The organism is Mesorhizobium sp. Mes31 (assembly GCF_024519675.1).
In the GTDB taxonomy this organism is placed as follows: domain Bacteria; phylum Pseudomonadota; class Alphaproteobacteria; order Rhizobiales; family Rhizobiaceae; genus Mesorhizobium.
This window is the reverse complement of sequence record NZ_JALJRL010000008.1, coordinates 1-23,745: the sequence shown is the minus strand read 5'-3', so window position 1 is coordinate 23,745 and position 23,745 is coordinate 1. Positions and strand designations below refer to the sequence as shown.

Below are 23,745 nucleotides of genomic sequence, written 5' to 3'. Positions count from 1 at the left end.
CTTTTGGGAGAGTCTCACCATGACAAAACTGACAAACGCACTCATTGCGTCCGCATTGCTTTCCACGGCAATGTGGACGGCCCCTGTATTCGCCGCCGACCCTGGCTCCGCCAGTGCCGGCAACGGCGAAAGCATGCGGGACGTGACTTCAGGCGACTACAAGCCCGGGCGGGCAAAACCAATCGCGCCACCGAAGCTTACCGACGAAGACAGCCGCGCCGCGCCGCTTGCTGACGAGGCAACGGCTGTCAAATCCTATGGCATCGTCGGACGTTCCGCCGATGGCAAGGAGATCAAGATCGAACCGAGCGAAGCGCTGCGGGACCTTATCATCAAGGAACTGAACGCGCCGGCCAATGGAGCTGAAGGTGGTCCGCGCAAGACCGAGGATCCGGGGCTTGGTGAAGGGGAAGCCGGCCGTCAGGTTTTCGGTACCGACGACCGCGAGCAGGTCAGGAACACCAAGACCTATCCGTTCTCGGCAATCGGTTATCTCGAAGCCAAATCGGCGAAGACGGGCAGTTACGGCAGCTGCTCGGCAACGCTGATCGGCCCGCGTACGGTGCTCACCGCGGCGCACTGCCTCTACAGCCATGAGGACAAGGACTGGCTCTCCGAATACCTGTTCGTTCCAGGCCTCAATGGCAGCACAGCCGATGACGCACCGTTCGGCGCCTTCACCTATGAAAGCGCCTATGTGCTGCAAGGTTTCATCGACAACTACCAGGGCTATTATGGTTCGGTCATCCCATGGGATCTCGGCATCATCACGCTGAAGCAGGATGTCGGCACCAACCTCGGCTGGCTGGGCTATGCCAATTATGACGATCTTGGCGACTTCACTGCCAACCTCGTCGGCTATCCCGGCGACAAGCCGATGGGCACGATGTGGAAAGCGAACTGCGAGGTTCATGCCGAGAACATTGCCCCGGAATATTTCCAGTATGACTGCGATACGTTCCCGGGATCGAGCGGCAGTTCGGTCTATGCCTACGACAACAGTTCCAAGCAGCGCATCATCACCGGCGTCAACGTGGCGGAAAGCCCGGAAGCGAATACGGCCGTGCGCCTGAACGCCGCCAACGTCCAGTGGATCAACAGCCTGTATAAATAGTCCCTGCGCATTCGCAGTGGAGACAAGGGCGGCGGACCGGTTCCGCCGCCCTTTTTCATGCCAGCGCTTCCTTCGCGGCTTCTCTTGCACGAGGCTGGCCCGCCGACTACGCTTGAGCGGCCAAGGGGTTGGCATCCGAAGGGGCTCAAGGGATGACGCGGGCAAGGGCAGTGTTGGGGATCGCGGCCGCATCGATGCTGGCCGCGCTGATGCTTTCATCAGCCTTCGCCGATCCGGCGGCCGCGCCTGCCGGCGGTGCGTGGGCGGAACGGGTGCAGATACTCTACCAGGCAGAGACGCGCTCGGTGCTGCGCAAGACGGTCCGGGTATGGGACTTCCATCCGGAAAAGAATCTCGACTTCGTCTGGGAGCCGGCGGCGGGCCAGTCGCCCGACCGGACGATCGCCGGGGACGGCACCATCAACGGCAAGGGCCGGCTGGTCTGGCGCGTGCGCGGCTCGGCGAACTACGATCCGAAGACCATCTATTCCAGCTACTTCGGTGACGTCAGGAATGGCCGGCCCGACGGGCAAGGTCGGCTCGAACTGCGTTCGGGCGAGGTTTTCGACGGGCATTGGCTCGCCGGCGTGCTCGATGGAACCGGTATCCATGTCGATGCCGACGGCAACCGCTATGAGGGTCGGTTCGTCAACGGCATCCCGAATGGCGAGGGTCGGCTGCTGTCGACCACGGGCGAAATGTTCGCAGGCTCATTCGTCGAGGGCCTGAAGAACGGCAAGGGCCACACCCGGCTGGCCGGCGGTACGGTTTACGAGTCGCAGTGGGTGATGGGCAAGGAGGTCGGTGGCTCGCGTCCCGACGTGCTGGCCGATGCCAGGGTTGGCGGGCTGCTCAAGGCTCAGGCCGGCGGTGGCGATGCCGACAAGGTCGAGATCGGCGTGGTCGTCGACCAGCGCATGACCCAGCAGTCCGACATGCAGTACCAGCATCTGGTGCGCGACGAGGACATCGCGATCTATCCGCAGGCCGATGAGTACAATGACAGCTGGAACGGCACCGGGCAGGTCACGACCAACAATGTCTACGGCGGCAGGGACTGGGAGGACACGCCAGCCTTCGCCGAGGTCGATCTGAAGACGTCGGATCAGTCCAGGGTCAAGCTCGACAGAATGGAGATGAAGGTCGCCGCCAGCGATGCCTACCGCAAGCCGATGCTGTCGATATCGGAGCATTTCGGCTGCGTCGGCTTCCGGCCGGATTTCTCGATCATCAACAATGGCTGGGGCGAGGCCAAGGACATGAAGATGTCGATCCAGTTCACGACCGTGGACGAGGAAGGCAACCCGACCGGCGACCCGAGTCGCATGTTCAGCAAGGACATCGGCAGTTTCGGCGAGGGCGTCGACGTGTCGATAAAGAGCGTGCTTACCGAGGCCGGGGTCGATACCGCCAGCCTGGAGACTGGGCGCTTTCCCTGTCCTTCGGTGGACAGTCTCAATGTCTGCCGCAGCCAGCTGACCAACAAGATCAAGTTTGGCGAGGTCGCCGACTATCTCGGCAATATGCAACAGGCGATGACGCTGAACGCGATCGGCAAGTTCGATTATTCCTGGGCGGATGACGAAGGTCATGTCTACCAGCAGAGCGAGCCGTTCCGCACCTCCGTGACCATGGCGGTTTTCGAGACGCCGGAATCGATGGCCGAATGTGGCGATGGCGGTGGTGGTACTCCCGAAGCGATGCGATACCAGAATATCGAGTTCCCGATCGGCAAGCACGACTATACGATCGCCATGCCGGTGCGCGGCAACAAGAACGTCAGTGCCTACACGGCGCGGCTGAAAATGTGGTCGTCGATGTCGTCGATCCACCGCTTCAGCATCGCCGCGCATTTCGCCGACGGCAGCGTGCGCGAAAGCAAGCCGGTGACCTTCTTCTATTTCCGGCCGAAGCAGTCGCTGTTCGAAACCAAGACCGAACCGGCGGTCTGCTATTTGCCGCGGGAGATGGTCGGTTGCGGCTAGGGTATGTTGATATTCAGGTGATGCCGGTCTGCAAACGGTAGCTTCCTGCGCTTCCGGTGCTCACGTACTTCAAGTACGCTCCGCTCCGGTTCTCGGAACCCACCGTTTTCGACTCGGCCTGACCTGAATCCTCAACACACCCTTGTCTGGGAGCTGCCTACTTCCGGCCCATCTCGAAATAGTTGGGCAACGGAATGAGCCGGGCAAAGATCGTCCCCTGGGCGAAGACGCGCAGCTCCAGCATCGATCCTGATGACCGTTCCGCACTCTGGTCGAACAGGAAATTGCCGAGCGAATAGACCTCCGCCACGTCGCCGCCGGCAAGCGGGACGATCGCTTCGCTCGAGACATGCGGATGGCCGCCGACGATGACTGATACGCCACGCAGCCGCATCTGGTCGGCAAGCATGTCTTCGCGCGCCGATGGTTCGGTCTTGTATTCGCGGCCCCAGTGGACGAAGGCGACCACCGGCCGCTCGGCGTTCTCATGCAGCAGCCGGTCGAGCAGCGTCGGGGTGAGCAGCTCGGTGTTCTTCGAACTGTTGGTGTCGATGTCGGTCAGGCCGACAAGGTCGAGATCGGCAAGCGCCAGCGTCTCGCCCTGGCCGAAATGCGGAATGCCGGCCTCATCCAGGGCGCGCAGTGTCTCGGCATAGCCTGACGGGCCGAGGTCATAGGCGTGATTGTTGGCAAGGCCGACACCGGCGACATGCAGCCTCTTCAGCATGTCGACAGCCAGACCTTGCGGCATCGCCAGCGTCATGTCGTCGATCGCTTCCGGCACATTAGGCAGGACGACGCCTTCGAGATTGACGATCAGCGGCCGTGATCCGGTCAGGGCCAGCACGCTGTCGACGATCCGGTCGGCAACACCGTCGCGTAGCAGGATCTTTTTCATGGCGCGGCCGAAATTCACGTCGCCGGCGAGATAGTAGATCCGGTCCTTCGGCCGTGCCGGGTTGTTGAAGCCGGGACCGAAGGCGCCGAACAGCGCCACCACATAGCTGGTGGTCCGCTCGACATAATCCGACGTGTGTTCCTGCGAGTTCTCGTTGGCGACGACGAGCGGCTGGGCGCCGAACAATTCGCGCTGCAGCCTGGTCTGGATATAAAGCGCGCCGACGGAATCGGCATGATCGGGCTGGCGCAGCGCCGCGATGCCGTCGAGCGACCCGCCGGCCAGCATGTTCAGCGTCTGCTGGTCGAAGCGGCGTGCATCGTGCTGCGGCAGGTAGTGCGAGAAATCGGTGGATTCGACGATCAGCGTGTCCTGGTCGACAATCGGCTTCAGAGCCTCGGCCAACCTGTCCCAGTCGCCACGCCGCGCCTTGACCGACATTGCGACGGGCACGATTTTCGCCTCGGGGAAATAGTGGTGCAGGAAGGGCAGCATGGCACGCACGCCGTGCTCCTTGTCGAACAGGCAGGACTCCTCGACCATGTCGCTGTTTGTTTCCAGAAGGCGCACGGCGTTGGCGTCGGCGGTGACCGGGCCAAGCACGGTATCGAAACCACGCAGCGTTGTGGCGTACAGTTTGTGCGTCTTGTGGAAATGGTCCGGCGACAGGATGACGATGCGCTTGTAGCGGAAGCCGGAAGCGGCCCGGAAACCCAGCGCCACCAGGTCGGCGGCCAGCAGATGATGCGGCACCGTGATGCCGGTCAGGCGCTGATTGGACGGCTCGACATTGGCGACGCTGGCAATGGCATTCTTGAACAGCGTGGCATCGTCGTAGAAGGGCGGGTAGTTTTCAGTGCCGGAGGGACAGACAACAGGTGCGGCGTATGCCGCGCCGCTAGCGATCAAGGAAAGGACGGCGATCGTCAGCAGGCGGGCGATCATGGCTCGGCCAGGACGATGTTCTCCACGCCGCCGACATAATAGAACGGTTTTTGCCGCGACGACGTCAGCCGCACCACCTCGCGCGAAATGAAATCGGCAAGCCCGAACAGCGTGACGCCGCCATCGGAGGTCTTGGCTTTTCCGCGCAGGCCTTCCAGGATCGAATAGGTGAAGACGCCGTGGCCAAGCTCCGGCAGTTCGGCGGCGGTGTTGTTGGCGGCGGTGGCCGAAAACACGACGATGCGCGCGTCCTGCGCATCCTTTTCCAGGCGCGGATTGAAGGCGTTGGCGGCGTGGCAGGTGTCGAGCAGCATGAAGCGCATGCCCTTGGCCCTCTCGACCGATTTCTGGATGTCCGACCAGTCGACGAGCGAGGAGCGCTTCCAGCGCTCGGCATCCTGTTTGCGGCCATCGGTCGGGATGAAATAGTAGTCCTCGTCGATGTTGATGCCGTGGCCGGCGACGAAGATGATGGTGGTGTCGTGCTCGCCCGGTCTGTCGAGGAAATCGGCGAGCTGATCGTCGATCGTGTGCGAGTCAGGCTCCATGATGCCGTCGGCACTGGCGATGGTGTAGGTCTGTTTGGCTTTGTCTGGGGCTTCGTCGAGCGCGTCGCGGTTGACCAGAACCAGCGATTCCATCGAGGAGAACAACGGCGCCGATTTCTGCGCAATCACCTTGAGGAACTCGGTGGCGTCATCGACGGGGTAACGCAGATCGCAGGCGTGGCCGGAACAGGCGTCGGTGAGGAACGGATATTTGTCGACACCGATGACCGCGACATAGAGCTTGCCCTTGGCCTCGGCCTTCTCGGTTTTCCTTGCCAGCGCCGTCACGCTGCGTTCGGTCAGATAGCCATATTCGTTGGTGCCGGTGATGCGGATGATGTTCTGGCCATTCTCGACCGGGACCTCGACGATGGTGCTGTTGCCGTCCACCGAGCGGGCGGTGACGTCGCCGACATTGCGGCTGTTCGACAGGATCGAGAAGCCGGCGACATCGGTCCCGGCTTCCTTGGCACCCGATATCTCGACGGCGACATAACCATCGCGGACCCTGCTCTGGTCGTCGGCAAGGCGAATGCCGAACTCCGGCGGCTTGCGCTGCAGCAGCTTCTGCAACTCGTTGTCGACGCCTGGCCGCATCTCCTTGACCGCCTGTCTGGCGCTGCGCAAGATGATCGCCCGGCGCACCATTTCCGGGCTCCAGAGATATTTCTTCAGCTGGCCGGCACGGATGAAGCGGCCTTCATGATCGCGGCCCTGGTTGACCTGCCAGCCGATCAGCTTGTCGCCTTCATCCGAGGAATAATAATAGCCCTGCGGCATCCAGGCGATCCATTGCGAGCCGGCAAAGAACATCGACACGATCAGCTCGTGTGTTTTCAGGTTCCACAGCCTGAGCGTCTGGTCGGCACTGCCGGTGACCAACAGTCCAGCCTTCTCCGCGGCAACCATGGCGTTGATTTCACCGGTATGCCCGGTGAACTCACCCGACACTTTCGCGGTCGCCGTCCGGTATTCGAGCAGCGTGCCGTCATTGCCGCCGGTGATCACGCCAAGGCCGTCGTCGATCAGCGTATAGGCCGAATGGACAAAGCCGTTGGTGGCGTCGTTTTCGATGCTGCGCACCACCTTGCCGCCATTGGCGACCTCCAGCACCGCGTTCTCCAGCGCGTCCTTGCCGCCCGTCGTGGCGTGCAGCGACCACTGGCCGTCGGCGAGCGCGGCACGAGCGAACGGACCCGGCTCCGCCAGCGGCTGCGGATCATCGAAGAAACGCTCGGTGGTCGGCAATTCGAGCTTTTTTTCCAGCGCGCCCTGTTGTTCAGGACAGGCCACGCGATCCGGACAAGGGTTGGCGTTGCCCCAGGCGATGATGCCGTTCGCCACGTCGATGCCGACGGCGGTCACCGGCTCGCCCAATCCCTGCAGCAGAGCCTTGCGCTCGCCGGTCGCTGGGTCCCAGACCTGGATGGCGTTGCGGGTGCCGCCGGCCGTCGCCACCAGCGAGCCATCGGCGTTGGCGGCGCTGGCATGGACCGTGCCGTCATGGCCGGAGTAGTCGAGTGTCTTTTCGCCGGTATCGGTGTTCCAGACGGTCGAGCGATGCTTGTCGGCGCAGCGATAGCCGCAGGAGGCGACCAGAAGCGACCCTTTGGCGAAGGTCAGCGAGCCGACAAGAAAGTCCTGCTTCGGCAGGGCGCGCACCAGCGAACCGTCCGCCGCGTGCCAGAGCTGGACAAGCCCGTCCTTATCGCCGGTGGCAAACAGGCCATCGTCCTGCGAAGCGGCGAGCGCCATGACGCTGATATCCCTCAGTGGCTCGGCTTCGGCCGGCAGCGCGATCTCCTCGCCCTTCACGACATCCCAGAGCCGGATGCCGTTGTCGGTGGTTGTCGCCGCCAGCCGGGTTCCCGCTACGGCGAAGACAAGCTTGTCGATGTGCCAGGAATCGGCGTCGAGTTTCTTGTCCAGGGTCCAGCCGGTCGCCGACTTGTCGTCCAGCCGCCAGAGATAGACGAAGCCGTCGGCACCACCGGCAGCCAGGGTCTTTCCATCGGGCGAGAAGACAAGGTCGTAGGTCGCGTAGTCGGCGGCCTTGAGCACGGCCTTCATCTTGCCGGTGGCGAAGTCGAACAGCCTGATGTCGCCATAGGGCGGCTTGTCGCCGAGACTGGCGCCGAAATAACCGCCGGCAGCGATCGTCTTGCCATCCGGCGAGACGGCGACCGCGAAGATCTTGCCGTCGCTGCCATTGCCGAGATAGCCGCGGATGGTGCGCAGCGTCACCCCGCTCCGCCAGTCCCAGATGCGGATGGTCTTGTCATCGGATGCCGAGACGATGTCCTCGCCATCGGGCGTGAAGGCGAGATCGGTGACCTGAGCGCTGTGGCCGCCGGTGTCGAGGTCCAGATGGAAGTCAGGCGCCTCTTCGGCGCGGACAGCCGATGCGACAACAAGCGACCCCGCCATGGCCAGCCAGCGGCAGGCGCGCACAAGGCGGACGCTGATCTCGGCTTTTCCCATCAACTATTTCGCTTCGGCGGTAGGCGAGCCATTGCGCACATAGGTCTCGATCGGCAGTGCGAAAGTGGAGGAACCCGCCTTGCGCTGCTTGTCGACATAGCCGGCAAAATAGCTCCAGAACGAGACGGCATAGTCGCGGAAATAGGCGTCGCTCACCTTGCGCGAACACAGATTGCCGTCGACGCAAAAGGACAGGCGGTTGAGGAAATAGACGATGCGGTCGAAATTGTCGCTGAAATCGGCGAGCGGCATGTCGCCGCCGGAAGCGGTCATCGCCTCGATGCCGATGCGCTGCCGGAAAACCTGCTCTTCGGTCGGCGACGGGTTGGCGCTGAGCAGATTGTCATATTTGGCGTTGAGCGCCGCAAGACGATCCTTGAGGGCGCGCTGCGCCTGCTGGTAGTCCTTGGTCTCCCAGAGCTCGACCAGCGACATGGTCTGCTCGACGCGCTTCTGTTCCTGGTTGGCCAGGAACTGGTAGATCGAGAACATCAAGGTGAAGATGACGGCGAACCGCACTGCCATGCCCGACCAGGCATAGACCAGCATGCGCCAGTCGCGGTCGGTGAAGGGGTTGCTCTCCTTCTTGATCTCGTGGCTGCTCGGCCACGGAAAGCCCTCGGTGGTCGCCGGCAACGCCGCCTTCGCCGGTGCCTTTGCGGTCGCGGCCGGTGCTGCCTGCCTGGTAGTGCCCGCTGGCTTCTTCATTGGCAGCTATCCAGTTTGATAGTCGCCGAGGGATCAAGCACGATGCCGGGCGCCTCCAGTTGCTTTTTCAGGCAGTCGAGCTGCGGACGGGAAATCATGAACTGCACGTCCGGCTGCTGCTCCGCCTTGGTCGGTGACGGCAGCGCCTCGACCACGCCGCGCGAGGCGCAACTGCTGAGGTCGACCACGACAGCGTCGCTGCTGCTTTTGGCGATCTGGTCGTACTGATCGAGAAAGCAACTCGCCAGTTCCGAGTTGGTGACAATCTGCTTGGCGCACAGGCCGCAAGCGTCCTCCGCCGAGGCATTGGCGATCAGCAACAGGCCGCCTGCAAGTCCGGCAACCGTTCCGCGCCAGGAAAAAACAGTGTTCTTCAAGACCGATCCTATCTGCTTCATCAAGCCGCTTTGCGCCATGGCCGCTGCGGGAATGTTCTCATATCGCGCCAATCGCGCAAGAGCCGGCCTCTTGCCGGCATCCCATCAAGCGCGCGGCACCGTCTCCATCGGGAAGATCATCACCGCGCCCTTCGGGCCGCTCTTGTCGGCAAGCCGCATCACCGAGCGGGTCGGCGGCGCCATGCCGATATCGGTCAGCATGTCGGAGAAGCTGGCGGGCCCCAGCCCGCGCGTCTTCGAGGCGACGCCATCCTGCGCCAGGAAGCTCAGATCCTCCTTCTCGCTCTCGGGCGGCGCCTCGCTCAGCACCGCGATCATCCTTTCCATGCCGAAGCTGGTGTCGGTGAAGGCCAGCAGCCCTTCCTCAAGCGTGGCCTGCGGGGCGAGGCGCTCGGCAACGATGTGGGTGATCGAATAGTCGCTGCCGACATAGAGCACGTTGATGTCGACCAACTGGTCCGAGGCGTTTTTCGCCAGCACATGCACCTCGTCGCCCGGCGAGACGCGCGGCACCACCGAAGCCTGCAGGGGTTCGAGACCGTCCTTGTCGCGGCGCTTGACCTGGAACTGGACGTCTACGTCCTCGGGCTTGTAGTCGGAGGCCGCGGCCAGCCGCGAGAGCCCGGTGGCGCGGAAGATGGTGCGCAGGTTCCTCGTCGTGGCATCGACCAGTTTCTGGCGGTCATCCATGTGGATGATGATCAGCGACGGCTTGCTGCCGTCCTTCAAGGTGACGTCACCAGACGCCGGCAGAAACCACAGCGCCGGCTTGTCGGTGGCGTCCCTGGCGGCGCCGGCAATGGCATTCTCGCGCATTACCGCAAAGCGAAGCGCGGCGCTTTTGCCTGCGTCGACCAGTTCGATGTTGAAGCCGGTCTCCTTGGCTGCTGCCAGTTCGTCGAGAACCGAATTGACGAGAGCGGTTTCCTTCTCAAGTCCCTTGGTCGCCGCCGGCCGCGCCACGGCGAGCTTGAAGTCGACGGCGATTTCCGCCACCCGCGCATAGGCATTGGCTGGAATGTCGGTGAGCTTGAGCGCCGGCTTGTTGTCGAACTCCACCGGCTTGACACGGCTCTCGAGGTTCTTCGCCGATTGCACCTCGAGAAAGCCGACGGTGTCGGAAAGCGACGACAGCGCCGACGGCAGGATGGCGAGCTTGCTGCCAGGGGTGAGGCGATGCAGCAGGCCGGCACCGATCGTCGCTTCGCCGTCCTTGATGACGACAGGCCACTGCATGACGGCGTCCGTCTTGTCGGTGCCGAACACGCGCGCATCGAGCTCGCCTTCGAACAAGGGCGTCGGCCGCGTGCGGCTGTCGGCCGAATATTGCTGCAGCACGGCCTGGCCAAGCTGGCGATAGGTGACGTTGGGGTTCTCGGCCAGCTTCGACAGGATGGTGAAGGTGAACAGGCCGAACCGGGGTGCGTCCGCCGTGCCCTTGGGCAGCGGCATCTCCGGTGTCGTCTCGACCGTTTGCGCGGCATAGAAGGCGACCAGCTTGCCCTTGGTGATCGGCTCGCCACCGGTCGGGGTCAGATTGAAGGCCGGCTTGCGCGCGCCATTCTCGTCGACGCCGCGCGACCCGGCGGCGGATGTCATCTCCTCATAGGCCTTGATCGCAGCGGCCCGCTCGGCCTCGCCGCCGCCCACCAGGTCGGCGAACTCGACCTTGCGTTCCATCTCGTCGTCGACCTCGACGGCGCGTGTCGCGGTGCCGGAATGGCAGCAGTCGAACACAGCCCAGACGAAGGCGCCCTTGTCGCGGATGGCGTCGAGCGCGGCGCCGATCTCGTTGTCGACCAGCGCGTTCGGCACGCCGGCATCGCGGTTGATCCATTTGTCGATGTCGACGGGCAGGAAAATCTCGTCGAGCCCGTCGGTCTCGTCGCCCTTGACCCTCTCCGGCTGCTGGGCGCCGTGGCCCGACAGGTGCAGATAGACGAAATCGTCGCGCTGCACCTTGGCGGCGAGGTCGACGAGTGCCGCCTTGATCGCCGCATGGGTCGGCAAGCCACTGGCCCCGGGCACGTCCTTGGCGAGCAGCGTGACATTCTCCGGTGCGAAGCGCACCGGATCGGGCACGTTCTTCAAGAGATATTCATGGACGAGGCCGGCATCGTTCTTCGGCCCGATCAGCCAGTTCCTCTGCGGCAGGTTCGGATATTCCGTGCAGGCAACCAGCAGCGCATGGTAGGTGCGCGATGCCGCCAGTGCTCGGAAAGATACCGCACCGGCCGCCATCAGCGCCGACGTGCCGACAAGCAGCGTCCGGCGTGTCAATTTGATCATATTGCTTCCCCAAGCCCGATCGAATTTCCCAAGCGAGGCCACCCTCGTCGAGGATTTTGTCAGTATTTTGAATGTCGCGATGGCGATCAACCCACAATCGGCATTTGCCTCATTTCCATCATGCCCAATCGACAATATCGTCATGGAACTGGGTTTTGGGCGGAGATGGCCATGCCGGACCGGCGGGGGCCGCGGAAATGCGCGACAGGCGCAGAATGCTTGATCGCATGGCTGTTTATGGCGATGCTCGCCACAATCGCTATCGTGATGCCGGCGGAGGCCGGGCTGTCCGTCGGCAAGGAGCTGCAGGAAGCAGACTCCCCGGCGGTCACAGCGACGGACACCTACTACGACTATCTTGCCGAGCACGTGCCGGGCGCGACAACGCCGCTGGTCGACTACGCCACCGAAAAGATCGCCGCACCGAAATGCGATCGGGCGGTTGCGTCGAAGATGCATGCCATGTTGATCGGCGCCACCAATTCGGGCGACCCGTTTCCGCTGCTGCGGGGGCCGGACAACGACGTCAAGCTGCTCTATACCTCCCTTGTCGCGCGTGGCGTCGCCGACGACGACATTGCCCTGATGGTTGGTCGCTATGCCAGCAGGGCCGAGATCGCCAAGATGTTCAAGGAGACGCTGGAGCGCGTCAATTGCGGCGACCGCCTTCTGCTTCACTATGGCGGCAATTCCGTTCGTGCGCGCGACCTGATCGAAGGGCTCATCCCCAAGGAGGTGCGCGACCCCTTCAAGGACGTCTCGATACAGGACATCTGGCAGGCCGATCTGGTCAATCAGGGGCGCAAATCGGCCCGCGCGATCGGCTGGATCGAGGGGGCCGGCCTGTTCCTTGCCTTGAACAAACAGCAGGACGGCGTCATCGAACTCATCTCGGCGCATGATCTTTCGGATTTCATCACCAATCTGCGCAACCGGCAGGTCGACGTCGCGGTGACCATCGATACGAGCTACGCCTCTGAGGCCGACATCACCGGTCAGCAGGAGAAGGCGGGCGGCAGCACGGTATGGAGCCTCGATACCGGCAGCGAGGGGCCTTCTTTGCTGGCGGCCGACTACATGGCCTCTACCCCGCTGCAGCCGAACCACGGCCAACTGGCGGTTTTCTATGCCAGCATCGGTGACTCGCAATCGGTGGAGTTTACCTTCGGCGAACAGGGCGCCAAGACTACCTATGGCGTCTTCACCTTTCGCCTGGCCAATGTCATCCAGAACCAGGATAGCGTGACGGTTCGGGCGATGGCGGAAAGCCTGAAGAAATTGCCGGAAGCAGAAGCCAACACACGGCAGCAATACCGCGTCGAATCCACCGATCCGGAATTCTCGCTGTTCTCGGACCGCTCTCTCAGTCTGCCGCCGGTTGATCCGATCGTCATCATCAAGCCGGTGCCGAAGCGGGGTGCGGCGGCGATGGAAAAGGCGGAGGTCGAGATCGAAGGCCAGGTCAACTGGTCTTCGCCGGTCAAAGCGGTGCTGGTTGATGGCAAGATTGCCGAGCTCGAGTCTGGCGGCCGCTTTGCTCATACGTCCAAGTTAAAGGCCGGGCTCAACACCGTCGAAATCGTCGCCCTTACGGCAGACGGGCGTACACATGAGAGGCAGCTGGAGTTTCTGTTCGAGGGCGACAAACAGGCGCTCGAAGGCGAGGGCAAGCGCTATGCCGTCATCATTGCCAACCAGGATTATGACCGCACGCGCACCGGCTTCGACACGTTGCGTACGCCGTTTGCCGATGCCGACGCGATTGTCGCCATACTGACCGGCACCTATGGGTTCGTGACCGAAGCCAGGCTGCCGGGCGGCGCCACCTTTCCGCTGTTCCTGAAAGACGCGACCCGGCATGACATCGAGACGCTGCTCTACAAGATCGGCCTCGTCGCCGGCGAGAAGGACACGGTGCTGATCTACTTTGCCGGCCATGGTATCTACGAGGAGAAGACTACGATCGCCTTCTGGGTTCCGGTCGACGCCGAGGCCGGCGTGCCGATCAGCTATCTGTCGGCATCGACGATTTCGGAAGCCATCCAGCGGATGCAGGCCAACAAGGTGGTGATCATTTCCGATTCCTGCTTTTCAGGCGCGCTGCTGCGTGGGGGTGGCGAAACGGCACCCAGGATCAGCGACGACGACCGCCAGCGGACGCTGCTCAGGCTCGCGCAGCGGCGCACACGCATTCTGATTTCGTCGGGCAACAACGAGCCCGTCGAGGATACTGGCGGCGCCGGCCATTCGATCTTCGCCAAGGCGCTTTTGACCGGGCTGGAGGACATGAAGCACGACGCCTTTTCGGCGCGTGAACTGTATGACGGCTACATTCTGCCGCTGGTTGTCGGCAATGCCGACCAGGAGCCCCAGTACCGCCCGATCGAGCGATCGGGCCATGAAGGCGGAGATATCGTCTTTGTCAGGCAGAAACAGTAGCAAAAACGGCTGTTCGTCGCTATCTGGAAAGGGCAGGGATTGCGCAAGCGACGCAAAGACAAGTTGGAACCGGATCATGGCGGCAAGGGATGTGCTGACGAAAAACCAGTTGTGCGTGCTCGAGAAGCTTGAGACCGCCAGCGGGCCGCTCAGCGCCTACACCTTGCTCGACCAGCTGCGTGAGCGCGGTTTTCGCGCGCCATTGCAAGTCTATAGGGCACTCGACACGCTGGTGAAGTCCGGCTTCGTGCACCGGCTGGAAAGCATCAATTCCTTCGTCGCCTGCGCCGAGCCGCACGACCACAGCCATTCGATGACCGCCTTCGCCATCTGCGACACCTGCGGGCAAGTGACCGAAATGTCCGACCACGATGTCGACCATCGGCTCGACGAATGGGTGCGCTCCACCGGCTTCGCCGCCAAGAAGGCGGTGATCGAATTTCGCGGGACGTGTGCAAAGTGCCTGGCGGAAGCGGCTTGAGCTAGCTTCCTACTTGAACCGGAGTGGTGCTGTATTCTCGAATTCGTTCAAGAATGTCTCATAGACCACGTACCGCGTTGGCCCCAGTGTAAGTTGCTCTATTAGCAAGGGTTTCACCTCGTCGTTCCAGGACAATTTGCCAAGTCCTGATCCGATTTTGGGCAAGGCGATGGATTCTATCCCGTTTTTGTCGGCCCACTTCGCAAGACCGCGAACTGCTTTCCGCAGATAGGGGAGCGTGGCGTGATACATATCTGGCTGGGTAGCAAGATAAATGAAGCCTGGCTGGTTGCCGTCTGGTTCCAATGTCCAGATTTGACCGCCCGTGAACTTGCCGGCCCGAGCATATTTTTTGAACGCAGCCTGCACATTTGGCCACTTCTTCGAAATCTTCAGAGCAAGTCCGGTGCCAAGGCCCTCTTGATTGCCCTCTGCCACGCCCTGAGCGATGTAGCTTTCCTTGGCGGTCAGCAGGTCTCCGGCGACAAAGACAATCATCGTACCTTCAATGCGCCTCGTCCCAGTTGTTGGCGGCGCGGGCGTCGACATGCAGCGGCACCGACATAGATACAGCCGGCATCGCCGCGTTCTCCATGACATGGCGAACGACGGGGATTGTCGCCTCGACTTCGGCCTCGATCGTCTCGAAGATCAGTTCATCATGCACCTGCAGCAGCATGCGGGCGGAGAGCTTCGCTTTTTCCAGCGCTTCGTCCATGCGCACCATGGCGCGGCGGATGATGTCGGCCGCCGTGCCTTGCAGCCGGGCATTGATGGAGGCGCGCTCGTTGAACGCACGGACCGAGGGGTTTGACGATCTTATCTCGGGATAGTGGATGCGGCGGCCGAAGATCGTCTCGACGAAGCCGTGCTCGCGGGCATAGGCCTTGGTCTCCTCGATGTAGTCACGGATGCCGGGGAAGCGCTCGAAATACTTCTTGATGTAGTTGCCGGCCTCCTCGCGCGGGATCGACAGCTGGTTGGCGAGGCCAAAGGCGGAGATGCCGTAGATGATGCCGAAATTGATGGCCTTGGCGCGCCGGCGTACTTCCGAAGGCATGCCCTCTACGGGCACGTTGAACATTTCCGACGCGGTGATGGCGTGGATATCGGCACCATCGGCGAAGGCCTGCCGCAGCTGCGGGATTTCGGCGACATGGGCGAGCACCCGCAACTCGATCTGGCTGTAGTCGGCCGAGACCAGCCGGTTGCCCTTGTCGGCGATGAAGGCCGTCCTGATCTTGCGGCCCTCTGCCGTGCGCACCGGAATGTTCTGCAGGTTCGGGTCGGAGGATGACAGCCGGCCCGTCGTCGTCGCCGCCAGCGCGTAGGAGGTGTGGACGCGCCTGGTGTCCGGGTGGATGAAGCCGGGCAGCGCATCGGTGTAGGTCGATTTCAGCTTGGTGAGCTGGCGCCAGTCGACGATCTTGCGCGGCAGTTCGTGGCCCTCGGCGGCAAGGTCTTCCAGCAGCTGCGCCGAGGTCGACCACTGCCCGGTCTTGGTTTTCGAGCTGCCGGGCAGGCCCATGCGGCCGAACAATATATCGCCGAGCTGCTTGGGCGAGCCGATGTTGATGCGCTCGCCGACGAGCTGGTAGATTTCCTCTTCGAGGCGAGCCGCGCCCTGCGCCAGTTCACCCGAGAGCCGAGACAGGATCTGCCGGTCGACCGAGATGCCGCGCTGCTCCATGCGCGCCAGCACCGGCACCAGCGGCCTTTCCAGCCGCTCATAGACCGACACCAGCCCCTTTGCGGCAAGCCGCGGCTTCAGCACCAGCCAGAGCCGCAGCGCCACATCGGCATGGCCAGCGGCGTAGGCGGTTGCCTTGTCGATATCGACCTGTTCGAAGCCGACGAAGCTTCTTCCGGAACCCGCCAGTTCCTTGAGCGGCGTCGTCGCGTGGCCAAGCCATTTTTCCGATAGCGCCGCCAGGCTGTGGCCGCCTGACGTGCCGGCGTCGAGCACGTAGGAAATCAGCATGGTGTCGTCGAAAGGTGCGACGTCGATGCCGTGGCGACTCATGACGACGAGGCTGGATTTCAGCTCCTGCGCGATCTTGAGAACCGATCTGTCCTCCAGCAGCGGCTTCAGCAGTGCGAGAGCCTCGCGGACCGGGATCTGGTTCTCGAGCGCGCCGCCGCCGAGCAGGTCGCCGTTTCCGCTCTTGTGAGTCAGCGGCACATAGGCGGCGCGGCCGGGTGCGGTGGCCATCGAGAAGCCGATGAGTTCGGCCTGCATCGGATCGGAAGACGTGGTCTCGGCGTTGAAGGCGACGATGCCGGCTTCCCTTGCTTCGGCTATCCACGCTTTCAGCGTTGCGGCGTCGCGGATGGCGATATAGGCGCCGGTGTCGATCTTGCGGGCAGTCGCGGCTTCGAGCCGGAGCGCGGCGAGCAGGGAAGGGGTGTCGCCGACCTTGGGTTTTTCAGCCGTCGGCGCCTCATCCGCCGTGCCGCTTTCACCGACCCGGTCAGGTCGCGTCTCGGCGGCAGTGGACGTTCCCGCGCCGACATCCGGCCCATGTGCCGCGTCTGCGCGTTCGACGATGACGGCGACGGCCTGGACATCGCCAGCCTCGGTTCCTGTCGCTTCCGCCACGCGGCGGGTCAGCGAGGTGAATTCCATGGTCTTGAGGAAGCCGATCAGCTTCGGCCCGTCAGGCGCGTGCAGGACGAAGTCGTCCAGCCCTTCGGCCACCGGCACGTCGTTCTTCAGCGTCACCAGCTGGCGCGAAATGCGCGCCTTGTCGGTATTGGCGATGATCGATTCCCGCCTTTTGTCCTGCTTGATCTCGCCGGCGCGGGCCAGCAGCGTGTCGAGGTCGCCGAACTGTTCGAGCAGTTGTGCCGCCGTCTTCGGCCCGATGCCGGGCACGCCGGGCACATTGTCGACGGAATCGCCGGTCAGCGCCTGCAGGTCGACCATCTTTTCCGGCGGCACGCCCCATTTCTCGATGACTTCGGGGATGCCGATCTGGCGGTCCTTCATCGGGTCGTACATGCCGACCGTGGCGCCGACCAGCTGCATCAAATCCTTGTCGGAGGAGATGATGGTGGTGTCGCCGCCCGCTTCGCAGGCAAGCCTGGCATAGGTCGCGATAAGATCGTCCGCCTCGTAGCCCTCGATCTCGACGCAAGGCAGGTTGAACGCCCTGGTCGCCTGGCGGATCAGGCCGAATTGCGGGATCAGGTCTTCCGGCGGCGCCGAACGGTTTGCCTTGTATTCGGGATAGAGATCGTTGCGGAAGGTTTTTGAGGAATAGTCGAAAATCACCGCGAAATGCGTCGGCACGATACCGACATCGGTGTTGCGGGCATCGAGCATCAGCTTCCACAACATGTTGCAGAAGCCGGAAACGGCACCGACCGGCAAACCGTCGGATTTGCGGGTCAGCGGCGGCAGCGCGTGATAGGCACGGAAGATGTAGCCGGAGCCGTCGACAAGGAAGAGATGATCGCCTTTTTTCATGTCGGCAGGGATAGCGCGGGGCCGGCATCGCGTCCACTGACAAGGCTGGTTTTTTGCTGCCATCCAGCTTCGCGCATGGCGGTCGCGACTGACAGCGAGTTGACAGGTCCGCGTTGCTAGTGGGGGGCCGTAGCCGGTCCTGCGGACGGAACCGGTAGACAACCGGAACCCGAGGCTAAAATATGATTTCACTGCAGCATGTTCATCCTGTTCTCGTCCACTTTCCCATCGTCTTCTTCCTCACGCTCGCTGCGTTCGACATGGTCGCCGCATTTCGCGGCAAAGCGGTGACCGGGCGTTCATCCGCGGCAAATGCCTCGACCGGGTTGGCCCTCCTGGCAGGGCTTTCCGCCATCGTCACGTACTTCTTTGGCGATCTGGCACTCACCATTGCCGAAAACGGGGGGTTCTCGAGCGAGATCGCCGAGATTCATGAAAGTCTCGGCATGGCCACCGCGACTGCCTTTGTCATCTGGGCCGCTGTGCGTGCCTTTCTGTGGTGGGGCGACATTCGCTTGAGCGGCCGGTTTGCCGCGGCAGTGCCCGCCGTGGAATTTCTGGGCGCGGCCCTGGTCATGACCACCGCCTACTATGGCGGCCAGCTGGTTTATGAACTTGGAGTCAATGTCGCCCACGCCGCTGGCTAACCTGCAGCGTTCACGGCCATGTTACAAAAGTGTAATTTTCGCGCCCTTGAATCGCCACGTTCAAAGACACAAATACACGTCATCGGCAGTTTTCGCCGAAGTCCGGAGTAAGGCCCGTCCCCCGCCTATCCCGGGCACTTGCGGCAGCCTATCCCCCCTCTCCGGGCTGCCGCATCGTTTCGAGTAGAGGCCGCCGTGGTTCCCCCTCCACCACGGCGGTCTTTTTTTGTCGTTCGACAGACGTTGCGGGCCGTGGTCCAACGGTCTCGGGCTTTTCGTTTTCCCGGTCTGCCTTTACGGTTCCGGCACTGAATCGAAAGGCTTCGCAAATGTTCGCAGTTTCCCCCGTCCTCGACCGCCTCGACAAGAACCTCGACCAGAGCCTCGAACGGCTGTTCGGCCTGCTCGGGATCAAGTCGATCTCCACCGACCCGGCCTATGCCGCCGACTGCCGCAAGGCCGCCGAATGGCTGGTGGCCGACCTCAAGCTGATCGGCTTCGACGCCAGCGTGCGCGACACGCCAGGCCATCCGATGGTCGTTGCGCATCATGACGGTCCGGCCGGTTCGCCGCATGTGCTGTTCTACGGCCATTACGACGTACAGCCGGTCGATCCGATCGAATTGTGGGAAAGCGATCCGTTCGCGCCTGCGATCAAGGAGGTCGAGCCCGGCCACAAGGTGATCACCGGCCGCGGCTCGGCCGATGACAAGGGCCAGTTGATGACCTTCGTCGAGGCTTGCCGCGCCTGGAAGCAGGTGCATGGCAATTTGCCGTGCCGCGTCACCATCCTGTTCGAGGGCGAGGAGGAATCCGGCTCGCCGTCGCTCAAGCCGTTCCTCGAGGCCAATGCCGACGAGCTCAAGGCCGACTTCGCGCTGGTCTGCGATACCGGCATGTGGGACCGCGACACGCCGTCGATCTGCGTCGGCCTGCGCGGGTTGGTCGGTGAGGAAATCACCGTGAAAGCCGCCGACCGCGACCTGCATTCCGGCCTCTACGGCGGGGCGGCCGCCAACCCGATCCGTATCCTGACCAGGGTGCTGGCCGATATCCATGACAAGGATGGCCATATCACCATCCCCGGCTTCTACGACGGTGTCGAGGAAACGCCGTCGCAGATCCTGAAATCCTGGGAAACGCTTGGCGAGACGGCCGAGACCTTCCTCGGGCCTGTCGGTCTGTCCATTCCGTCCGGTGAAAAGGGCCGTTCGGTGCTGGAACTGACCTGGGCGCGGCCGACGGCGGAGTTCAACGGCATCATCGGCGGCTACACCGGCAAAGGTTTCAAGACGGTGATCGCGGCGGAAGCCTCGGCGAAGGTGTCCTTCCGCCTCGTCCACAAGCAGGATCCAAAGAAGATCCGCGCCGCCTTCCAGAAATTCGTCAAGGAGCGCATTCCGGCCGACTGTTCGGTCGAATTCCACCCGCATGGCGGCTCGCCCGCAATCCAGCTTTCGTACGACTCGCCGTTCCTGGCCAAGGCCAAGAATGCGCTGTCCGACGAATGGCCGAAGCCGGCGGTGACGACGGGCAGCGGCGGCTCGATCCCAGTGGTGGGCGACTTCCAGACCTATCTCGGCATGGAATCGCTGCTGGTGGGGTTCGGCCTCGACGACGACCGCATCCATTCGCCCAACGAGAAATACGAGCTCAACTCCTTCCACAAGGGCCAGCGCTCCTGGGCGCGCATTCTGGATGCGTTGACGCGCTAAAGGAACGTGAGAATCAACTTTATGTTGATTTTTCTGCGGATCGCGGCGAGGACGGAGCGCGCCGCGACCGGAGAAGACAATGGCCGATATCCGTTTCCACAAGAATGACCTGCCCGACCTTTCGCACTACGATGTCGGGGCGGTGGCCATCGACACCGAGACGCTCGGGCTGAACCCGCACCGCGACCGGCTGTGCGTGGTGCAGATCTCGCCGGGCGACGGCACAGCCGACGTCATCCAGATCGCGCCCGGCCAGAAGAAGGCGCCGAACCTGGTCAGCCTGCTGAGAAACCGCAGCATAACCAAGCTCTTTCATTTCGGTCGTTTCGACCTCGCGGTGCTCTACAATGCGTTCGGGGTGATGCCCGAGCCGGTGTTCTGCACCAAGATCGCCTCGCGCCTGACCCGCACCTACACCGACCGGCACGGGCTGAAGGACATCTGCTTCGAACTTCTCGGCGTCGGCCTCTCCAAGGCGCAGCAATCGTCGGACTGGGCGGCCGAAACGCTGTCGCCCGAGCAGCTCGAATACGCGGCGTCCGATGTGCTCTATCTGCACCGGCTGCGCGATGTGCTGGCCGGGCGGCTGGCGCGAGAGGGTCGGACAAAGGAAGCCGATGCCTGCTTCCGCTTCCTGCCGACGCGTGCCAAACTCGATCTCATGGGCTGGGACGAAGAGGATATCTTCGCCCATAGCTGACGGTCCTTGGCGACGCTGACGGTGCTGGCGACCTTCCGCGGCCGAAGGCCGGTTTGGAACCAGATGCGAGCCGCAGCGTTCTGTCGGCTCAAAAGGGGATGACATGGCGGACAGAAAGCCGATAGCGACCGCGCCGACCGACGGCTCCAAGGTCACCGTCACCTGGAAGGACGGCGACGGCGTCGTCAACGAATCCATCGCGCAATACCGCGACGGCGGCTGGTGGGTCTACATCGACAGCCACACGCAGAAGAAGGTCGCGCCAACCAGCTGGCGCCCTGCCGCAAGCGACGATGATGATCAATGAGCGCACCGCTGGCGAGGCGGACTGCTTTCGAATAGCGTGAGACCGTTGATATCGAGGCCGATTCGGGGCTTTCCGCTCTGCCGTCGCCCTCTAGCTCGGAGGAAATCGTTATGGCTGTCGAAAGCCTTCTCGTGTTCATCATCATCGGTGCCATCGCCGGCTGGCTCGCCGGTCTCATCGTCTCGGGTTTCGGTTTCGGCCTGATCGGTAACATCATTGTCGGCATTGTCGGCGCGTTCATCGCCGGCTGGCTTTTTCCGCGGATCGGCTTCTCCATCGGCGGCGGCATTCTCGCCTCCATCATCCACGCAACGATCGGCGCCATCATCCTGCTGGTGCTGGTCAAGGTCCTGAAACGAGCGTGAGGCTCGACAAAGAAAAGAGCGCGCCGTGAAGCAGAACACACTCTATCTCGTCATTGGCGCGCTCGTGGTCGCGGTCATCGCGCTTGGCATCTATGTCTATCGCGAGGAGAGCAAACCCAAGGGGGTCGAGCTCAAGATCGACGACAAGGGCATTTCCATCCAGCAGAACTGACGGCATGGCCGGTGCCGCTATGGCGCCGAGGGTCTCGACAGGGGTCTTACCTGATCATTCCAGACGTCACCGTGCCTGTTGAAAAACACGGATTCCGGCCCGAGATTCAAGGGCTGCGCGGCGTTGCCGTCGCTTTCGTGGTGATTTTCCACCTCTGGCCCGCGGCTCTTCCCGGCGGCTATGTAGGGGTCGACGTTTTCTTCGTCATCTCGGGCTTCCTCATCACCGGCTTGCTTGCCCGCATGGCGGTCGCCGATGGCCACGCCTGGCTGGTCGCATTCTATTCACGGCGGGTGCGGCGACTGCTGCCGGCGGCGCTGCTGGCCCTTCTCGCGACACTGGCGGGAACGCTGGTCTTCCTGTCCAGGGCGCGATGGGAAGAAACGGCAATCCAGGTAGCGGCCAGTGCGCTCTATGTGCAGAATTGGCGACTTGCGTGGCAGGCGGTCGATTATCTCGGAGCGGAGGAAGCGGCGAGCCCGGTGCAGCACTACTGGTCGCTCTCGATCGAGGAGCAGTTCTACATCGTCTGGCCGCTGCTGATGGCGGCAACCATCCGGCTGGCTCGGCGCCTGGGACAGTCCACGAAAGGCGCTTTGCTCGCGGCGCTGTCCCTCGTTTTCATTGGATCACTGCTTGCCTCGGTGCTGATCACCCGGACCGATCCGGCCGAAGCCTATTTCGTTACCCACACCCGCCTCTGGGAACTGGCGCTCGGCGGGCTCTTGGCACTGACGATCGACCGTTTCACGGCAGCGTTGCCATTGCGCGCCGCGATGATGATGATTGGCATTGGCACCATCGTGGCTTCAGCGCTTTTCCTTTCCGCTTCGACGCCATTTCCGGGCGCGTACGCGTTGCTGCCGACGCTCGGGACGGTGCTGATCATTGCGGCCGGCGATATCCGGGTTGGCCAGTTTCGCGGGCTCGACGTCGCCGTGCTTCGCTATATCGGCGACCGCTCCTATTCGATCTATCTGTGGCACTGGCCGTTGATCGTTTTCTATTCGGCACACCGCGCTGCAGTCGGGCTCTTTGAGGGCCTCGGGCTGGTCGTGCTGACGCTTGCGATCTCGCACCTGTCCTACCGCTACGTCGAACAGCGATACCGCCGGCCGCGGTCCGATGTTGAATGGCGCCCCCTGATCTACGGTTCGGCCGCCATTGCCGTCTGCGTGATGGCGGCTGGCGGCCTCGGCTACGCGCCCGGCCGTCAAGACGTCGGTATCAGCCTGATTGGCACATCGAACTATCCAGGGCCTGCAGCGCTGCTTGCCAACGCCGCCGTTCCGCCCGGCGTGGACCTGATCCCGCCACTGGGTAAACTCAAGAATGACGTGCCGATCGTCTACCGCTGGAAATGTCATCAGCAGCAGGACAGCACGCAGGCCGTCGGTTGCCAGCTCGGCGACCCGAATGGCGCCAGGACCGTGGTCGTCATTGGCGATTCGCACGCCGCGCAATGGATCCCGGCCATCGACAAGATTGCCCACGACCGCAAATGGAAACTGGTCACCTTCACCAAGGCGGCTTGCCCTTTCACCCGTGTGATGGTGATGGACAAAGGCAAGCCGTATGAAGCCTGCGCAAAGTGGCGCGACAATGTGCTGGCCGAGATCGGCAAACTGCGGCCGGACCTGATGTTCACCAGCCAGTCCAACTATTCCAGCACCCCGGAGCCGGCGATGGTTGAAGGTCTGCGCGGCATCTGGAGCGAGTTGAATGCGGCGGGCGTGCACATCATCGCCATCAGGAACACGCCGTTCGTCAAGTTCGACCCCGGCGACTGTCTGGCCGCCAATCCCGACAAATGCGTCACCGCGCGACAGGAAGTGGAGGCTGGCAACGTCTTTGCCCTCGCCGCCGCGACGCTGCCGGGGGTCCATGTCATCGACATGAACGATGCCCTCTGCACCAGGGACAGCTGTTCGGCCGTCGTCGGCAACATCATAGTCTGGCGCGACTACCACCATATGACGGCAACCTACGCACTGGCGCTGGCGCCGTATCTGGCAAAGGCAGCGGGTCTCTAGAGCGTTTCATGTTTTGACGGAAGCGTACCCGGCGTTTTCGAAGTAGTTCTT

Annotated in this window: 18 protein-coding genes; 11 read left to right on the top strand and 7 right to left on the bottom strand. The window is 62.8% G+C overall.

Annotated features, from left to right (window positions below; genetic code table 11):
* Positions 1-19 precede the first annotated feature (19 nt).
* Together NR193_RS15240 and NR193_RS15235 are read left to right on the top strand one after the other, a co-directional pair.
* A complete protein-coding gene (locus NR193_RS15240) occupies positions 20-1,114 on the top strand; it encodes a serine protease (RefSeq protein ID WP_256751628.1) in 1,095 nt (364 codons plus the stop codon).
* A gap of 152 nt (positions 1,115-1,266) precedes the next feature.
* Entirely contained in the window at positions 1,267-3,099 is a 1,833-nt protein-coding gene (locus NR193_RS15235; protein WP_256751627.1) for a hypothetical protein, read from the top strand.
* 157 nt (positions 3,100-3,256) lie between these two features.
* Here NR193_RS15235 and amrB read toward each other — a convergent pair whose 3' ends face one another.
* The 5 genes from amrB to NR193_RS15210 all read right to left on the bottom strand — a co-directional run bounded on the left by amrB (position 3,257) and on the right by NR193_RS15210 (position 11,366).
* Positions 3,257-4,942: an AmmeMemoRadiSam system protein B gene (amrB, locus tag NR193_RS15230; protein WP_256751626.1), complete on the bottom strand. Its 1,686-nt coding sequence runs from the start codon at positions 4,940-4,942 to the stop codon at positions 3,257-3,259.
* Complete coding sequence (locus tag NR193_RS15225) at positions 4,939-7,971, bottom strand: caspase family protein (protein WP_256751625.1); 3,033 nt, start codon at positions 7,969-7,971, stop codon at positions 4,939-4,941. Before NR193_RS15225 ends, amrB begins: the two co-directional genes overlap by 4 nt.
* 3 nt (positions 7,972-7,974) lie before the next feature.
* A complete protein-coding gene (locus NR193_RS15220; protein ID WP_256751624.1) occupies positions 7,975-8,679 on the bottom strand; it encodes a hypothetical protein in 705 nt (234 codons plus the stop codon).
* Positions 8,676-9,056, bottom strand: coding sequence for a hypothetical protein (locus NR193_RS15215; protein WP_256751623.1), 381 nt, complete (start codon positions 9,054-9,056; stop codon positions 8,676-8,678). Before NR193_RS15215 ends, NR193_RS15220 begins: the two co-directional genes overlap by 4 nt.
* Positions 9,057-9,161: 105 nt before the next feature.
* Positions 9,162-11,366: a caspase family protein gene (locus NR193_RS15210; RefSeq protein ID WP_256751622.1), complete on the bottom strand. Its 2,205-nt coding sequence runs from the start codon at positions 11,364-11,366 to the stop codon at positions 9,162-9,164.
* 243 nt (positions 11,367-11,609) lie between these two features.
* Here NR193_RS15210 and NR193_RS15205 point away from each other — a divergent pair, with 243 nt between their 5' ends.
* Both NR193_RS15205 and NR193_RS15200 read left to right on the top strand, forming a co-directional pair.
* Complete coding sequence (locus NR193_RS15205; protein ID WP_256751621.1) at positions 11,610-13,805, top strand: caspase family protein; 2,196 nt, start codon at positions 11,610-11,612, stop codon at positions 13,803-13,805.
* A 76-nt stretch (positions 13,806-13,881) separates the two neighbouring features.
* Entirely contained in the window at positions 13,882-14,286 is a 405-nt protein-coding gene (locus NR193_RS15200; RefSeq protein ID WP_256751620.1) for a Fur family transcriptional regulator, read from the top strand.
* 9 nt (positions 14,287-14,295) lie between these two features.
* Here NR193_RS15200 and NR193_RS15195 read toward each other — a convergent pair whose 3' ends face one another.
* Entirely contained in the window at positions 14,296-14,784 is a 489-nt protein-coding gene (locus NR193_RS15195; RefSeq protein WP_256751619.1) for a macro domain-containing protein, read from the bottom strand.
* A 7-nt stretch (positions 14,785-14,791) separates the two neighbouring features.
* Positions 14,792-17,755, bottom strand: coding sequence for a DNA polymerase I (gene polA, locus NR193_RS15190; RefSeq protein ID WP_256751618.1), 2,964 nt, complete (start codon positions 17,753-17,755; stop codon positions 14,792-14,794).
* A gap of 182 nt (positions 17,756-17,937) precedes the next feature.
* Here polA and NR193_RS15185 point away from each other — a divergent pair, with 182 nt between their 5' ends.
* The 7 genes from NR193_RS15185 (at position 17,938) to NR193_RS15155 (ending at position 23,694) form a co-directional block, all read left to right on the top strand.
* A complete protein-coding gene (locus tag NR193_RS15185; RefSeq protein ID WP_256751617.1) occupies positions 17,938-18,402 on the top strand; it encodes a DUF2231 domain-containing protein in 465 nt (154 codons plus the stop codon).
* Between the two features lie 329 nt (positions 18,403-18,731).
* A complete protein-coding gene (locus tag NR193_RS15180; RefSeq protein ID WP_256751616.1) occupies positions 18,732-20,117 on the top strand; it encodes a M20/M25/M40 family metallo-hydrolase in 1,386 nt (461 codons plus the stop codon).
* Between the two features lie 79 nt (positions 20,118-20,196).
* Positions 20,197-20,817 (top strand): ribonuclease D, encoded by a 621-nt coding sequence (locus NR193_RS15175; RefSeq protein ID WP_256751615.1) that lies wholly within the window; start codon positions 20,197-20,199, stop codon positions 20,815-20,817.
* Positions 20,818-20,920: 103 nt separating this feature from the next.
* A complete protein-coding gene (locus tag NR193_RS15170; protein WP_256751614.1) occupies positions 20,921-21,124 on the top strand; it encodes a hypothetical protein in 204 nt (67 codons plus the stop codon).
* Positions 21,125-21,234: 110 nt separating this feature from the next.
* Positions 21,235-21,489, top strand: a complete 255-nt coding sequence (locus NR193_RS15165; protein WP_091583325.1) for a GlsB/YeaQ/YmgE family stress response membrane protein — start codon at positions 21,235-21,237, stop codon at positions 21,487-21,489.
* Positions 21,490-21,514: 25 nt separating this feature from the next.
* Positions 21,515-21,661, top strand: coding sequence for a hypothetical protein (locus NR193_RS15160; RefSeq protein WP_256751613.1), 147 nt, complete (start codon positions 21,515-21,517; stop codon positions 21,659-21,661).
* A gap of 71 nt (positions 21,662-21,732) precedes the next feature.
* Positions 21,733-23,694, top strand: a complete 1,962-nt coding sequence (locus NR193_RS15155) for an acyltransferase family protein (RefSeq protein WP_256751612.1) — start codon at positions 21,733-21,735, stop codon at positions 23,692-23,694.
* The last annotated feature ends 51 nt before the right edge of the window (positions 23,695-23,745 follow it).